The 15,808-nt window shown below is 44.7% G+C and carries 15 protein-coding genes; 5 read left to right on the forward strand and 10 right to left on the reverse strand.

Translation table 11 applies throughout. The features are described from left to right. Positions 1–166: 166 nt before the first annotated feature. Positions 167–985, forward strand: a complete 819-nt coding sequence (locus tag MSMTP_RS08545) for a hypothetical protein (protein ID WP_048178641.1) — start codon at positions 167–169, stop codon at positions 983–985. 215 nt (positions 986–1,200) lie between these two features. Beyond that, positions 1,201–1,590: a metal-dependent hydrolase gene (locus MSMTP_RS08550; RefSeq protein ID WP_052718331.1), complete on the forward strand. Its 390-nt coding sequence runs from the start codon at positions 1,201–1,203 to the stop codon at positions 1,588–1,590. 1,085 nt (positions 1,591–2,675) lie between these two features. On the opposite strand, the gene MSMTP_RS08555 is transcribed toward MSMTP_RS08550, so the two are convergent. Then, positions 2,676–3,140, reverse strand: coding sequence for a pyridoxamine 5'-phosphate oxidase family protein (locus MSMTP_RS08555; protein WP_048178642.1), 465 nt, complete (start codon positions 3,138–3,140; stop codon positions 2,676–2,678). Positions 3,141–3,784: 644 nt separating this feature from the next. Between MSMTP_RS08555 and MSMTP_RS08560 the strand changes: the two genes are divergently transcribed. Beyond that, positions 3,785–5,497: a thiamine pyrophosphate-binding protein gene (locus MSMTP_RS08560; protein ID WP_048178643.1), complete on the forward strand. Its 1,713-nt coding sequence runs from the start codon at positions 3,785–3,787 to the stop codon at positions 5,495–5,497. A 222-nt stretch (positions 5,498–5,719) separates the two neighbouring features. Here MSMTP_RS08560 and MSMTP_RS08565 read toward each other — a convergent pair whose 3' ends face one another. From MSMTP_RS08565 to MSMTP_RS08600, 9 genes are all read right to left on the reverse strand, one after another. After that, positions 5,720–6,433 carry a hypothetical protein gene (locus MSMTP_RS08565; protein WP_048178644.1) on the reverse strand — a complete coding sequence of 238 codons (714 nt, stop codon included), beginning with the start codon at positions 6,431–6,433 and terminating at the stop codon, positions 5,720–5,722. Between the two features lie 143 nt (positions 6,434–6,576). After that, the gene (locus tag MSMTP_RS08570; RefSeq protein WP_048178645.1) at positions 6,577–8,229 is read right to left on the reverse strand and encodes a VWA domain-containing protein; all 1,653 of its coding nucleotides are present in this window, start codon (positions 8,227–8,229) and stop codon (positions 6,577–6,579) included. Positions 8,230–8,673: 444 nt separating this feature from the next. Next, entirely contained in the window at positions 8,674–10,155 is a 1,482-nt protein-coding gene (locus MSMTP_RS08575; protein WP_082090560.1) for an AAA family ATPase, read from the reverse strand. 32 nt (positions 10,156–10,187) lie between these two features. After that, complete coding sequence (locus MSMTP_RS08580; protein WP_048178647.1) at positions 10,188–10,445, reverse strand: hypothetical protein; 258 nt, start codon at positions 10,443–10,445, stop codon at positions 10,188–10,190. A 179-nt stretch (positions 10,446–10,624) separates the two neighbouring features. Beyond that, positions 10,625–10,831: a hypothetical protein gene (locus MSMTP_RS19180; RefSeq protein WP_156153754.1), complete on the reverse strand. Its 207-nt coding sequence runs from the start codon at positions 10,829–10,831 to the stop codon at positions 10,625–10,627. Further along, positions 10,812–11,495 carry an ABC transporter ATP-binding protein gene (locus tag MSMTP_RS08585; RefSeq protein WP_048178648.1) on the reverse strand — a complete coding sequence of 228 codons (684 nt, stop codon included), beginning with the start codon at positions 11,493–11,495 and terminating at the stop codon, positions 10,812–10,814. The genes MSMTP_RS19180 and MSMTP_RS08585 overlap by 20 nt, the downstream gene beginning before the upstream one ends. 3 nt (positions 11,496–11,498) lie before the next feature. Continuing rightward, positions 11,499–12,710, reverse strand: a complete 1,212-nt coding sequence (locus tag MSMTP_RS08590) for an ABC transporter permease (protein ID WP_048178649.1) — start codon at positions 12,708–12,710, stop codon at positions 11,499–11,501. Positions 12,711–12,722: 12 nt separating this feature from the next. Continuing rightward, entirely contained in the window at positions 12,723–13,952 is a 1,230-nt protein-coding gene (locus MSMTP_RS08595) for a COG1361 S-layer family protein (RefSeq protein ID WP_048178650.1), read from the reverse strand. Beyond that, complete coding sequence (locus MSMTP_RS08600; protein ID WP_048178651.1) at positions 13,949–14,440, reverse strand: GbsR/MarR family transcriptional regulator; 492 nt, start codon at positions 14,438–14,440, stop codon at positions 13,949–13,951. The genes MSMTP_RS08595 and MSMTP_RS08600 overlap by 4 nt, the downstream gene beginning before the upstream one ends. A 378-nt stretch (positions 14,441–14,818) precedes the next feature. Here MSMTP_RS08600 and MSMTP_RS08605 point away from each other — a divergent pair, with 378 nt between their 5' ends. Both MSMTP_RS08605 and MSMTP_RS08610 read left to right on the forward strand, forming a co-directional pair. Continuing rightward, the gene (locus MSMTP_RS08605) at positions 14,819–15,082 is read left to right on the forward strand and encodes an ester cyclase (protein ID WP_052718332.1); all 264 of its coding nucleotides are present in this window, start codon (positions 14,819–14,821) and stop codon (positions 15,080–15,082) included. After that, positions 15,060–15,803, forward strand: a complete 744-nt coding sequence (locus MSMTP_RS08610) for a hypothetical protein (protein WP_048178652.1) — start codon at positions 15,060–15,062, stop codon at positions 15,801–15,803. Before MSMTP_RS08605 ends, MSMTP_RS08610 begins: the two co-directional genes overlap by 23 nt. Positions 15,804–15,808: the final 5 nt, after the last annotated feature.

Below are 15,808 nucleotides of genomic sequence, written 5' to 3' on the forward strand. Positions count from 1 at the left end.
GTTAAAAGACGTGTCACATTAAAAACGATGCTTGAATATATGCTTGAATATATGCCTGGATAAATCTACTGTTTGAGAAAATCTTTAATATCACTTATCTACCCTTTTAACTATAGAAAAGGCTTGCAGGCTTTTAGCCATTATCCGGAAGCCAGGGGGTTGAAAATTGGAAAACACGTTACTCACGATTTTGAAGCTTAGCCTGTTCGAAACCTTCTGCGTGACAGGCCTCCTCATCCTGATAGGCCTGATTCTCGGCATTATAGGAAACAGAGCCAATTTCTACATCCAGAGGGTGTTCGGCTGGAAAGGCATCATGTTGACCGCCTGGATAGGCACTCCTGTGCATGAATCCGGCCACCTGATAATGTGCTACCTCTTCCGGCACAATGTAAAAGAGTTCAAGCTGCTTGCCCTGAAAAGAAAAGACGGGGTCCTGGGATACGTCCAGCACGGCTGGGACCCGAAAAGCCTCTATCAGAACATCGGGAATTTTTTCATCGGGATGGGGCCCATCTTCAGCGGGACGGCGGCTCTGGTCCTGGGGATGCATCTGCTTCTGCCTGCCTCCTTTTCCAGCTTTTCGAACTTTCTGGCCCTTGAGCCCACCCGGCTGGACTCCGAGATCCTGGGGCAGATTTTCATGCTTACCGCCGAACTCTTCGGGAGCATCTTCTCGGCTGAAAACGTGAGTAACCTCAATTTCTGGATCTATTTTGCCCTGGCAATCGGGATTTCCTCTCACATCGCCCTTAGCAAAGAAGACCTGAAAGGAGCTTCAAGAGGCTTTGTTACGATATTCTTGTTTATTTTCCTGGTAAACATAATCGCTCTGCTTCTCAAGGCAGACTTATCCGGCTTTTTCCTGGATATTCTTGCCCTCAATATCTATTTGCTGGCCTTCTCAATGGTTTCGATTGCCTTTTCTTCGATAAGGCTGTTTTTAAGCTTCTTTGCTTATGTCCTGGTTTACAGGATTCCCTGATGCCGGGTCCCTGGTAAAATACTGATGCGGAGTCCCTGATAAAAATACTGATACGGGGTCTCTGGAAAAATTAGTCAATAAAAATTACTGACCAAGGGCTATCTTATAAAAACTATTTATAAATATCTCCTGAATGTAACTATTTGCCTGAACAAAATTTAATATACAATTATCTATTCGATACACCGATGATATGAGAAAAGGTGGTATGCACTATGGCAGGCCGAAAAGAGCATTTGTACATCGGGGTAATGGTTTCTATCTTTCTACTCCTGTTTTTAAATTCAAGAGGTCTTATCTACGGCTTTGAATTTATACTGCTAGCTATCGCATCCGCAGCAATAGGGTCCAGGCTGCCTGACCTGCTGGAACCGCCAAGGGGCGGCTATCACAGGAAATTTTTCCATTCAATTCTATTCCTGGTACTGGTGCTGTTATTCTTTATCTATATCTACGCAGAAGTCCTGACTACTAACCCCGGGAATGAAGTTGCTTTCGGGTTCTTCTTTGCGGCAGCAGGCTACGCTTCCCATTTATTGCGGGACGCATTTACACCTGCAAGGTTACCCCTGCTGGGTTTCTTTTACATCTGGGATGAAATTTGATTCCTGGGACAATTTGAAGACCTCTGAAAGTCCAGTTCAGACTATTTGCTAGGATAAAGGTTCTATGGAGAACGTAAAGTGAACCATTGTAAGAGTCGTTATTCCGAACAAGCGAAATTGGACTCGCGCTTGAACCAAAAGGTACGGAATCAGACTGTAGCGGTTTCTGTGACGCTACAGTGAATGGACAAACGGTTCTCGGCTTATAGATGGCTCCTAAGGAATCTACAATTATTCATGTTATGGAACTTGGTAAGCCCTACATGTTCCCTACTGGGTAGGAAATCCGTGAGGATCTACGATGACATAGAGGGTATAGGAATCAGTAAAAAGCGAACGTCAACCGGTAATAGGTTGGATAGAGGTTCAAACTTGCCTTAACTCGAAAGAGTGCAGACTTACTGAACGGTATTCTATTGTATGAAGGATGCAAAATTATGAATGTAAGTCATTCAACGATATCTGTAAAGATAAGAAGCTTACAGACGCCCAACTCTGCCAGCTCTGGCAACAGATCGACTGGCGCAAAGTCGGAAGGGAGTTAATAACTTGCAAACCAGGATTACAAAGGCAGTCATAAGACTGCCGCCCGATACATAAAGGGTTATAGAATGCTTGAGCCGGATGCATTGAAAGGTGCAAGTCCGGTTCTTAGAAGAGGAAGGGGGAGAAATCCCCCTGACTTATTCGACAAGCACAGAAGGATTGTGCCTTTATTTCCTTTATTCCGTGTTTTCCGTGCTTTCTGTGGTTAAACTTTCACTTGAGGTTGGTTAGGAATTTGGGTACTTAACGATAAACAGGGAATAGTTTCCGGGCGAAGCCCGGCCTGAGCAGGAATATATTACAGTAAAACTTATTCTGGTTGTTTACTGTTAAATTTCGATCACGGCAATTAGCAGTAAATCCGAAGCCAGAAGGTCTACTGTAAAGTTCAAAACCTCGAAATATTTTACAGTAAATCGAAAAAAGCAGTTTACTGTAAAATATTTGGCTTTACAGTACTTTACAGTAAACTCCTTGTTGCTGTTTTTGAAATTTACGGGATTAATAATGATTTACAGGATAAAACACGGATAAACCGATTAAAACCCGTACTCTTTCCCCGTCATCTTTTCAATCTCAATCTTAATCACGGCTACCTTCTTCACTTTCTTCTCATCAAACTCAAAGGGTCTTTTCTTCCCGTAATGCTCCGAGAGCACCGTCAGCCCTTCAACTTTCTCCTCGAAATCTTCCACAATCTGTGCCTTTCCATGCCCGATTACGCTTCTGTAGCGGACATTGTACTTGCAGGGGTCGTCGGCAGTCATCACTTCGGTTTCGATGTCGGCTTCGAAGCAGACTTTGTTGTTCTTCCTGATGATGTCGATTTTCTTGCCTGTGGATGAGCCGTGGAGGTAGATTGCGTTGTCCTTATAGCCAAAGGATAGGGGGACAAGATAAGGGCTGCTGGTTTCGGGGTCGGAGAGGGCGAGGCGGATGAACTTTGCTTTTGCGAGGATGGCTTCGATTTGCTGGGGGTCCTGGATCAGTTTCTGGCTTCCCATGGTTTTCACCTTAAAGAGACAGTTTGAGAGATAGTTTGCTGAAACTTTCTATAAATCGGTACAAAACTGATAACTCTTCGTTTTTATTTAAAATATTAGATGTAAAACAATCTCCGAGAAAATGAAATGTTTTTTATAGGTGATCATGCTTAAAATAACAATGGAGCGATAAAATGGACGCAAAGAAATTGATCAGTGCGGTTCTGGCTATTGCCCTTGTTTTGCTTGCTATTATCGCTATTTTTGTGTACCTGCCAAATCCTTTCAGGTGAGTGACTGCAGGTCCTTGAGGAAATGGCTTTTTTGGAGAGCCAACTATGGCAAATTCAGTTTTATATTAGCATGTTTATAATTAGTTTTTTTGCAAGCGGTTTTCAATGAATGACCTTCACTCGATACTGAAGATTCAGAAAACCTCATAGCAACCCTTAAATATAACAATCTCCCTCCACTATTCTAATGTTAAATTCTACCACAAACTACACGGAATCCAATTTACCCGTATCTGTAGTAGTTGTATTAGTGGTAGTACTATTCGCTTGAGCAAGAAAAAGAAACTATTCTGGCTCAAGTGTGCTGTTTTTGGTTAATATACTGAATAGTGCGTCCTGTTGCCATTTTGGTTTCTTTCCGGGAGTTTTAAGATGAAAGAAATGAGTGGAGCAGAAGTCCTTATTAAGAGTCTGGAGGACCTGGGTGTCAAACACATCTTTGGCTATACGGGAGCAGCAATACTTCCGGTATTCCATGCCCTCAGGCACAGTGATATTGAGATTATAGTTAATTCCAACGAGCAATCGGCAGCATTCAGCGCAGCAGGTTATTCACGGTCAAGCAACCAGGTAGGTGTAGCCATAGTCACATCCGGACCTGCCATAACTAACACGCTCACCAGCGTTGCTGATGCCTATGGGGACAGCATTCCCCTGCTTGTATTTGCAGGGCAGGTCCCTGAGCATAAGATAGGCACCGATTCCTTCCAGCATATTAATGTCAAAGGCATCTTCAGGGATGCAGCCAAGAAGGTCATACAGCTCTCTAATGGTGATGACATAGAAGCCATAGTCAAGGATGCCTATTACTTTGCAAAGTCAGGAAAACCCGGGCCTGTAGTCATAGATTTCCCTCTTGACAAACAGATGAAAAACCATGAGTATAATGGTACGGCCGTCACAAGGTTCGAGGGAAGTTATCACGATGACAGGCACCTGTGTGAGGAACAATGCAAAGCCTTTTTTGAGCTGCTGCTCAAATCCAGAAAGCCCCTGCTCTATCTTGGAGGCGGCCTGAACTCAAAAGCCGGAAGCCAGGCCATCAGGGAATTCAATGAGCTTTTCGGAATACCTTCTGTCAATACACTCATGGCAAAGGGCGTCGTTGACGAAAGGGATGACCTGAACCTGGGAATGCTGGGAATGTTCGGGACCCCATATGCGAACATGCTCATACAGGAGAACGACTTCTTCTTCGCTATCGGGGTAAGATGGGATGACCGGGTTGCAGAAAAGGTCGGGTTTGCAATAGGTACTGACATAGCTTACATTGATATCAATCCCGAGAAAATGCATCAGATAAAAATCGAGCGCAGTCCGAAATTCACGTTCATCGGGGATGCTGCCACAGCGCTCCGCGACTTGCTGAACTATGCCCGGAAGTATAACATATATCTGGATATTCGGGAGTGGCAGATGCGGGCAAGAGACCTGAAAAGATCCTGGCCTCTGGATTACAACAGGACATCGGAATACATACAATCTGCCGAGGTCATTTCAATGCTTTCAGAATACGTTGACGGAAGCACAAAGATCACCACCGGTGTAGGCAACCACCAGATGCTCTCAGCACAATACCTACCAATGCAGTGCCCAAAATCTTTCATGACTTCCGGCTCCTTTGGCACAATGGGCTTTTCCATGCCCACAGCAATCGGTGTCCATTATGCGAACCCGCATTCAGGAGTCATAGCAATCGATGGGGACGGCAGCCTGAGGATGAATCTGGGAGAACTGCATACCATCGCATCGCTGGACCTTCCGATCAAGATACTCATGCTGAACAACAGAAGCGATGGTATGGTCCAGAACCTGCAGGATGCAGCTTACGAAGGAATGCGTACAGGAACGCAAAGGCCAAAAGATGTGCATTTTGCAGAGATTGCAAGGTCATTTGGCTTCAGTTACGCTGAGAGAGTCAGCAGCAGAAATGATTTGAAAGAGAAAATTGAAGCATTTATGAATGCAGACGGACCCTGCTTCCTGGAAGCCTGCACGGACAGGGAAGAGGTCCTGTATCCGAAGGTCCCGGCAGGGGGATCTTATAAAGATATGATCATGGGACCGTACATTAAACCAACCTGACTATCTCAAAAACTATGTTATGGAATCGCAGATGTTGTGGAATCTCAGGGGAAACCGAAAGCAGCGTTCCAGTCCCTTAGATTAGGGGAATCCGGGCAACGGCAACTCGAAGCTTTCCGAATCCCCAGGAAACCTGGTTTCTGAGAAACCTGATGTGCGGCCCGAAGCATACCTCTCTTTTGGGTGGGGTAGCCGCAAGCAATTTGATTTTAAGTAAAAAGTTCAGAGCTCGGGATATTCAGTAAATTCCCTGGGCTTGCGGTCCGCTGAGCTGTAAACCACATGGATTACTTTTCCGTTCAGGGTCCGGTTAGTCTGTTCAATGCAGTAATTTTCCACGTACCCAATATCGATGCTTCCTATAACCACATTCTCCCCGGCAGTCATGGCAACCCGGCTGTCCTCGATGCCTGCAACCTTTCCCCTGTAGTTGCTGATGGGAGCTGTTTCTTCGGTATAAAAGCCGCTTTCATTTTCCATAATTACTTTCGGGGTGAAGGTTTCAGCCACGTCAAATTCAAGCTCAAAAGCCCTTCCCCTCAGATAGAGTTCTATAGTCCCGTCTTCAGCAGCCTTCCGGAAAGCGTCCGGGTTTGCGGTCACGGTATCGAAATCGCTGAATATCTCGGAAAAACGGAGGGAGTTCTTGTCGAATTCAATCCCTTCATAAACCGGGGCTTCCCTGGAAGGGTATTTTTCGTACTCTGAGAGCTTGCTCTCAGGCCGGTCGGGAAGTCCTGGCTCAGGATTCAGGACCGTGGTTCCAGGTCCGTATACAACTGCTTTTTCGGCTTCTGCAGCAGCTTCTGCTTCTTCAACAGATTCGGTTACTGCTGTTTCTTCCTCTCCGGCCTCCTCTTCAAGGCCCGAGCAGCCTGACATTGACATGAAACAAAAAATTACGAGAATAAACAGTATCACACACTTTACTTTCATGAAATCTCCTAAAAGATGATTGGCTTTAAAATATTTGTTATTATCGCAAAGTTTGCCTTGAATATGCAGGGTATGAAAAAAAATGGTTAATACCGGAGATAACAAAAGGACAAAAAAGCAATTTTAAGCAATATTCACCTAATTTAAGGCTCATCATCCTTAGTTTTCACTTCAACCAGCCTCACAACCCCGCCGGCTCCTTCTCTTCCCACGTCCATCTCCACCAGGTAGGTGTAATCCGAGATTTCCTCAAGCCCTCCTGCTCCGGAAGCTCCCACTATCAGCGAATAGATCTTTGCGTTGTACTTCTTCTTTGCCTCTTCCCAGCGGGTAAGCACAAGTTCGTCGGAGACCTCGGACTTCCCGTCCGTGATAAAGAGCAGGTCCGCACCCCGAAAGTCCTTTTCTTTAAGGCTCTTTAGCCCGGAAGCAAGCGCGGTGTTAAAGTCCGTCCCGCCCCCGAAGGTGTAGAGGAGGAAGTTCAGGAACTTTTCCGACATCCGCTTCCTGCTGCTGAGCTCGATTTCCAGGTGCTGGGTTGTGGAGGCGAAAAGGATGACTTTCATGTCCCGTTTCTGGGCGAGCATCCTTTTTGCTATGGCAAGCACCGCGGATTTGGCAAGGGTCTGGGGAGCCCCGTGCATGGAACCCGAGGTATCCACAAGGACGATCAGGGGGCCTTTTGGTTTCAGGCGGGGCGGGCCTGTAAAGTGTTTTCCAAGCAGCTGGTAGCTAAGGAGCCTTCCTTCCAGCATGTCCGCGTAGAACTTTCTTTTCAGGGTCGGATTCAGGAGTTTTGCGGCTTCCATTGGAAGGAGGTTGTTCAGGGAGTCGGAGAAGCGGACGGTCTGGATCCTGTTTTTCCCGAAGGGCGAGTAGCGTATGCGGTCTGCCGGAGGATCGAACTCCCGCCTTCCGATAAAGTCCACAATCCGCCTCAGGTCCGGGTTTTCTTCGAAAAAGCTTGAAAAGCGCCTGACCATCTTCAGGTGGACATAAAAGGGCTCTTTTTTAAGTTCCTTTACGGAATAGCTCCAGTTTCTGCCCGGAAAGAGGAGGGCAAGCAGGTCGAAGAGGTCCAGGTTTTCCTCCATCTCCGAGATGAACTCGTCCATCCTGCGGTAGAGTCCTTTCAGCATGCCGTCCAGGAAAGCCTGGTAGCCGTCCATCTGCATGAAGTTCAGGACAGCTTCGCAAAGAGCCGTCTGCCCATTATTTGGTTCCAGATCCGGCTGACAAGGCTTGCCACCCCTGTCCGTGAGTCCTTCCTGAGAGCGGTTTCCCCAGAGGAGGAAAGTTTCTCTCAAGACCTTTTCGAATTCCCGGAGGACAGCCTCAATTTCGAACCCGAGTCCCTCTACGGAAGAATCGGAAGCTGCCGAAAAACGTTCCATGACATCGTACACAAGCGGGAGGAGAAGCTTCAGGCAGGCAACGCCGGCTCCGGGACTTTTTCTCGCGATCTTTCGGAGTTTTGGCCAGGGTTTTGAGTTTTTCAGGGTCAGGAAAACAGGGTAAAAGGCTCCGAAATGCCCGATGAATTTTGCAGGGTCTTTTATTTCATAAGGCTGTCCGAAGAGGATTTCCTGGGTGATTACTTCAGCAATTTTTTCTCTCAGAGATCGGGGGATAGTCCTGGGCCGGGCAATTGTGCTTCTAAGCTCGCCTTCCAGCAGGGCTGCGGTCTGCTTCCGGACGGTAAGGGAGCCGTGCCAGGGCCTGTTTCTTGAAAAAAAAGAGTAAGTTTCTAGGGAGGGGTCATTCAGATTGTTCAGGAGACTATCCGATTTTTCCATATCAGTACCCTACTCCCTGCCTTCCGTTCTTTATGATAATTTGAACCATAGTCTCGAATGCAAATATTCACATTTACATTATAACCACGGAAGACACGGAAAGCACGGAAAGATTGTGTTTCTATTTCCTTTATTCCGTGTCTTCCGTGCTTTCTGTGGTTAAACTTTCACTTGAGATTGGTGAAAGAATTTTGGTTCTTGACTATAGTATACGAATCCGGGTTTATCCTGGTTTGTTTGCTCTAGCTTGCTTATCCAGCTCGCTTATCCAGCTTGCTTATCCAGCTTGCTTATCCAGCTTGCTTATCCAGCTTGCTTATCCAGCTTGCTTATCCAGCTTGCTTATCCAGCTTGCTTATCCAGCTTGCTTATCCAGCTTGCTTATCCAGCTTGCTTATCTAGCTTGCTTATCCAGCTTGTTTATTCCTTATTTTTCCGGTTTGTTTATCTCAACTTGAACCTGGACCCCAGCCCTTTCATGAACCCGGCAGAGCTGCTGCTCGAATCCGGGACCGGGACTTTTGCTTTCACTTCCGCATTTACTTCAGCTTCCGCTTCGACGTGTCCTGAGGGCCTGATTTGTAAACCGAGGACGGAACGGATTTCCTTCATAAGGCCCTCAATTTCGGAAAGTTCTTCACTTCTTGTATCGTGCAGGAGCAGGGCTTCGTTCCGGTCGAGGGTTGAGAGCCAGATGTTTGCCTCCATGAGGTCCCTGAGAAGTTCGCGTTCTTTTTCAAAGCGCTTTTTTACACCCTTCAACCTGCCTGCCAGGTCCTCATATTCGTTTTCAAAAACTTCCTTCTGAGCCGGGGAGAGAGCGGCAGTTTTCCCCGAACTTTCCTGTAGGGAATCGATTTCCCGGATGAGGTTATCGTAAGGGTAAATTCTGGAATCCCCTTCCCTTTTGAGTTTATAGCTGTGGTTCGGGTGCATGTTATGGTGCGCTTCCACCTCCTGCCTGAGGCTGAATTCTTCTCCGCAGCTGTCGCAGACTGTTCCAATCGGCAGCTCGTTTATCAGGGCGATGCTTATGGCAGCTTTCAGGTCCCCGGCATCCAGGCGCAGTTTCTCGGTGCTGATCCCGCCGGAGACCACGAGTTCGAAGACCGTTTTCCGGATTGCTTCGCGTTCTTCGGGGAGGTTCCAGAGCATGTGCTGGAGCAAAAGCGCCATCGTCCGGTCAACAGTCGGGCAGCCGCTGCTGCAGGCTGCAACTTTCAGCACCTGGACGACCTTTTTCCAGCGCCTGTCCGAGATTTCGATTTCCCGGAGCTGGAGAGCCCGCCTGAGTTCGGTGATGATAAGCTCGACATCAGGGTCAACGGGCAGGTTTTCCGCACTGGCACGCAGCTCTTCGATCTGGGACACCGAAATTTGTACGGCAGGTTCGAAGTCCCCGAGGGTCCGGAAGAGAAGGCTTCGGAAGTTCTCGTCGTCCTGGATATAGGCTAGCCTGTACCTGAAGAGGAAGCGGTCGTAGAGGGCTTCGAGACTTTCATCCTCTTCGGGAAGTTCATTGGACGCCCCGAAAACCGAGAGCAGGGGCACGTCTACAATCTCCCTTCCGTTGTGGTATTTGTGTTCGTTCAGGATGGTCAGGAGGCTGTTCAGGATAGCGCTGCTCGCCTTGAAGATCTCGTCCAGGAGGGCGAGGTGGGCGGTCGGGAGGCAGCCGTCGATTTTCCGCCGGAACTCGTCTTCTTCAAGGGCTTTTAAGGAAAGCGGGCCAAAGATCTCTTCGGGGGTGGAAAAGCTGGTCAGGAGGTAGTTAAAAAAGTTTCCGCCTTCGATTGACTGGCAGACATTTTTTGCAAGCAGGGTCTTGGCGGTGCCGGGTGGACCCAGGAAGAGCAGGTTTTCCCCTGAAAGGACGGCAAGCAGGGAGCCGTTGATTTCAGCTTCGCGCTCTTTGAAGTATTCCATGAATGCGGATTTGATTTCGAGAAGAGTTTCTTTCAGGGTTTTGCCTCCCGCTTAGAAAAGTTGGATGATGTTTTGTAGATAAGTATGGATTTGTAGATAAGTATGGATTTGTAGATAAGTATGGATTTGTAGATAAGTATGGATTTGTAGATAAGTATGGTTTTGTAGATAAGTATGGATTTGTAGATAAGTATGGATTTGTAGATAAGTATGGATTTGTAGATAAGTATGGATTTGTAGATAAGTATGGATTTGTAGATAAGTATGGTTTTGCAGGCAATCTGGTGCAATCCTGCACAGGCAGTTTTTTCTAAAGTCTTTAGCCTGATTCTATTTTAAACCTTCCAATTCTGTTTTTCTTTTTCTTGATCGTAAGTTGTGTCTTTCCCGAGTGTCAGCGAGGCCTGCCCAAAGCAATTGCCAAAATGAATAAGCACGTTTGAACTCAGCGAAAACCTTAAAGGAAATTTCAAAAAAGAAAAAATGCGGCTTCAGCTTTTAATTCTTCATCTTTTTCATTAAATTCAGGGGCAAGCCGGTTGCTTGCGCAACCGTGGGTGGGCATGGGGTTGGGCTGCAAAATTGGAACCCCGGCGACGATCAAAAGACAGAGTCCAAAAACCCACTGGAAACCTGTAAATTCGTATAAAAATGGACTACCTTCGTTTTTGCTCATCGCTAACTAAACTACCATCTTCAAGAGTAATTACTCTGTCAACATACTCAGTATGCCATGGTTCATGAGTTACCATTATAATTGTTTGGCCATATTTTTCATTCAGCTCTTTGAACACATCCAGTACTTGTTTTGAGTTTCGAGTGTCCAGGTTTGCACATGGCTCGTCAGCAAACAATATGTCAGGTTTTTTTGCTATGGCTCTTGCGATTGCCACTCTTTGTTTTTCTCCACCGGATAATTCATCAGGAATCCTGTTATGTTTTTCTTTTAGACCAACCTTATCTAATGCTTCAAGAGCAGTTTTGTAAGATTCCTTCCTTGATTTGCCTTCCATCATGGAGAGCACATAAACATTTTCTGCAGAGGTCATTTCATTTATAAGTGCATAATCCTGGAAGACATAACCGACCTGTGTCAGCCTGTAATAACTCCTTTCTGCTTCAGGCAAACTGGAAACCTTCAATCCCCGAATGGTATATTCCCCATCTGTTGCGTCGTCCAATAATGCCAGTATCCTTAAAAGAGTCGTTTTTCCACTTCCGGACGCACCCATTATCGCTACAAATTCCCCTTTCTTTATTTCAAACGAAACACCCCTGAGAGCCTTTACAGCTGTTTCCCCTGTCCCGTAATACCTTTTCAGGTTTTTTACTGTGATCATTTTTTATCGACTCCAGATGGCTTTGAGTATGCTTTCTTTTGATACGCTCCAGGCAGGGAGTATCCCGGCTATCACCGATAGTGTAAGCATGGTAACTATGCTTTCGATAAGCAGCACCGGATCGATCTGGGGTCTTATTTCCATGGTTTCGTAGAATATTACCGGATTTGCCTGGAAGTAAAGCATAAGTGCAAAGTATAATACCAATCCTGCAAATATTCCTAAGGAAACATAGAACATGCTAAGGAACGCATAGGATAATACTATTGATCCTGGAGTAATGCCTACTGCTTTTAAAATACCGATCTCTTTTTTCCTATTAAGTACATTGATATAGATAATGATGAGGACCAGTGCTGCACCTACGATCAAACTCACAAACTTTGACATGACATCTATAGCACCCAGGCTTTGCATTGCTTGCCTTATGAGAGACTCTGATTTATCAGCCCATGTGAAGACTTGCTCATTCACCCCGGCTTCTCTGATCTTATCCTGTATTTGTTCTTCAGTCCCCTGCTTGTCAACCCTTACAACTACACTGGTAGCTTTACTCTCTTCCAAATCATATACTTCTTCAATTTCTTTGTAGTGAACTAAAGCATTAAGATCAACAAGTTCAAATGTGCCTTCCATGATGCCTTTGACCTTATAGGTCCTTTTTACGCCATTGCTGTATGTTACATCAACAAGGGATCCTGCTCTGACTTCACCCAGGTTATCATATATTTCTCCAAAAACTGGACTTGTGCCTGCGATTGCAGCACCAATGATGATCTCATCCCGGGAAAGTTCCCCTAAGAAATCCCCTTCAGTGATAATATACGGGTATCGCGAAATTTCATACTCTTCTGTCGGAAGCAAACCCGTCACGGTTACTCCCACAACTTTCTGCTTATGCTCAATAGATGCTCCCACGTCCAGTCGTTTTGTTGCAGCCCTTACTCCTTCGACAGCCCGGACCTTCTGCAAGACATTATCAGCGTTGTTGATGTAGGTTTTGTCGCCTGTTGGTTCAATGACAACGTCCCCGTAAGGGTAGTCCTGCATCATACCAGTAAATAGAACAGTCATTCCTCCTATCATTGATGGAAGGAACACCAGGTTCATAAAAATGAGCGAGAGAACAAAAACGATGAACATTAGTGTTTTTTTGTTCCCTCTTTTTACACTGCAGTATGCAATGAGAGCTCCCACCCTGATATCATTGATCATATTGGAGACCTCTCATTGTTCTTTGTTGTCAGCAGAGTTATCACTGCCTTCCATTAACTGCCTGATTATCTCATCCTTTGACTTTTTTGTTCTGTAATTATTGTAAATCAATCCTCCAATAACTGCCAGGATAAGCAATACGATTGCAGCTGTTCCTGCCCCACCACTGCTTTCCAGGACTATGACATTGATCTTCGTTTCGATCTGTTCTTCTCCAAAATCATCAATATACGTTATGGTCACAGGGATCTCGTATTCCCCTGCTTCATCAGCTATAAAAGTAATTACCGCAGGTCCGTCTTCATCCGGGTCAAGAGTTCCTATAAAGGATTCTTTCAGTCCTTTGAACGGATGGTCAGCATAGACCCTTATTGAATTTATTGTCCTGTCCCCGGAGTTTTCGACCCTCATGGTCAATTCTACAGTATCATCCATGTAAGGAAGAACAGGATCAACCTTTACGGATGCAAGATTCAAACTCCCTTTTTTGTCAAGCACGGTTATTTTAATGTCATATTCATTTTTTTGCTTGCCAAAATCATCTTCATACTCTATAATGACAGGGATTTCAAATTCTCCAGCCTCACTTGCTTTAAACTTGAATAATGCAGTTTGACTCCCGTTTAAGCCAAGAGTTCCAATTGTGGAATTTTTAATTCCTTTAAACTCATGGTCCAGGCCAATTGATACAGATTTTGCTATTGCCTCACCAAAGTTTTCTATGCCTAACCTTAAGTCAACTGTATCTCCTTCATAGATATATTCAGGATTGGTTTTGACAGAAGAGATTCTCGGTTCAGCATCTTCGCCTATCACTCTGACCTCAATTTCATAATATTTCGTTGTTTCAACGGGGGTATTTGGATATGTTAATTTCATCTTTATAAGATGAGGGCCAGGTTTAGCATCAGGAGTTGTTCTCATGTGATATACCAGGTACCTTTCACTTGTACTATAAGTTAATTTTGGAACTTTAGTAACTAAATTTTCTGTAACTTTTATGTCTGAGGGGATGCTGATTATCTCAAAAGTAATATCTTCAGGAGTTTTAGTACCGCAGCTCTCAAGATTAATTCCCAGGGTGAATTCTTCATCGATACCTATTGAACTGGGACTTATTTCCTGTAACTCTGCGTTTACGCATGCATAACTGGAAATTTCTGCATTAGCCGTAGAGATTCCTGTTAAGATAATTGCAATAAATAATAAGAGCAAATATCTTAGTTTTGTATTTTGATTCATTTTTTCTTCAACTCCACCTGGATATTTTCAATGTATTCCGCAATATTTCTAAAAATTAAGTCTAATGCAACCATTTGCTGATAGTAATCTTCGATTAGTTTGAGCATTTCTTCAGAGTCCTCTGACCTGTTTTTTTTGCATCTTTCAATTATTGCAGGAAGATCTTTAAGCGCAGGACTAACAAAGACCTCATTCTTGGTTTTTACTGCATTAATGATCATTGTCAACATATCTTTTTGAACTGAGAAGTACAATTTTTTTGAACCGGCTTTCTTTGTTTTTTCTACGAGAGTGATTCCAGTAAGCAATTTCATTGCCGCACTAACTGCTGAAAAACTATACCCGGTCCTTGTAGAAAGCTCTTCTAAAGTTAGTGGATCTGGTTCAGAATGAAGTATTGCAAGCAATTTAGAGGAAAGTTCATCAAGTCCGTAGGATTTCATCCCCTGATACACAAGATTCTCAAATTCTTTTTTTACTGTTTTCATTTCAACGCCCTATTTACACAATTTCCAGTAATTACTGTATATTGTAAAAATTGTAGATATAATTTTCGATTCTGAAGGCTTTTGAGTTATCAGTCAATCAAAATTAACCAAAACAAGCAGACTTAAAAACGAGAAATTCGAAGTGCCGAATATGGCAGACAGAGGCGAGTTTAGTCAAGCTTGAGAAGAGGGTTGGAAATTAATCATTCCCTACATACTGATTGATAAAGTTTTAAAAGACGACAGTTCAACTTCACAAGGTTTATTATGTGTAAACTGTTCATATATGTTAACATTCTACTGAGAACGAAATAGAAATAAACGGAGAGAAGAGCATAGGAACTGAACAGTACAACATGATGTTGCTTCAGACGGCGGATGGTGCCTGGAACGCACAGGAATCTGAAGACTTTCGCGAACCGGCATGCGAAAGACGTCATCGTTCATGTTCCGGCACAGCCCGACCAGATGGGATTGGAGGCTCATACCAAGTTTGCGCTCAACTCCTTCAAGGCATTCCCTGACCAGCGTGTCGAAAACAGGCCTTATAAGGTCTTCTTCACCTCGGAAGACTGGGTGTGCTCGATCTTTACACAGAAAAATCTGGGGATAAGAGTACATGGACAGAAAAAAGCTGATTAAACTGTCAGGCCTGAATCTGGGCATTGCCGCCGCCAACATAGTTACCTTTTCTCCAAGATTGATCGGACTGGGGTTGTTCGGGGCCGGTGCATTGGAAACAGCCCTTGGCACCACATTCATCTTCTTAAGCGGCGCCGGGTTAATCTACGGCAATTATGAGCTCCTTACCGGACCTGAGAAAGTATTTCAAATTGATAAAGTCTGGACTGTGAATGATTATATTAAAGCACTGAATGTCCACAGGGGGCTCAAAACATTCGAAAAAAATGTTGACATGCTGTTCGATCAGATTGAGCGGCTGCAGAATAAAAATAAAACTATCCGGGATATCCTTCTGCAGATCTTCAGTGCCTCAGAGATGAGCTACAGGAAATTTGATGCGGTCATCGCTGAGGTGGAAGAGATCTTTTTTATGAACATCCGCAGCATCCTCAATAAATTGGATGCATTCGATGAAGAAGACTACAATTTCGTTAGAAGGAAATACGAAGAAGGGGCCTTTTCGCAGCAATTTATGGAAGAAAAACTTAAAATTTTTAATGAGTATATCAATTTTGTGAAAGCTGCCACTGAAGATAATGAGCAGATCCTGCTAAAGCTTGATAAGCTGTTGCTGGAGATCTCAGGCTTAAACAGTGTAGAGAGTGGCCAACTGGAGCAAATGCCCGGCATGATCGAGATCGATAATCTGATCAAACAGGCAAAATACTATAAGAATTGAAGAGG

Source organism: Methanosarcina sp. MTP4 (assembly GCF_000970045.1).
Classification (GTDB): domain Archaea; phylum Halobacteriota; class Methanosarcinia; order Methanosarcinales; family Methanosarcinaceae; genus MTP4.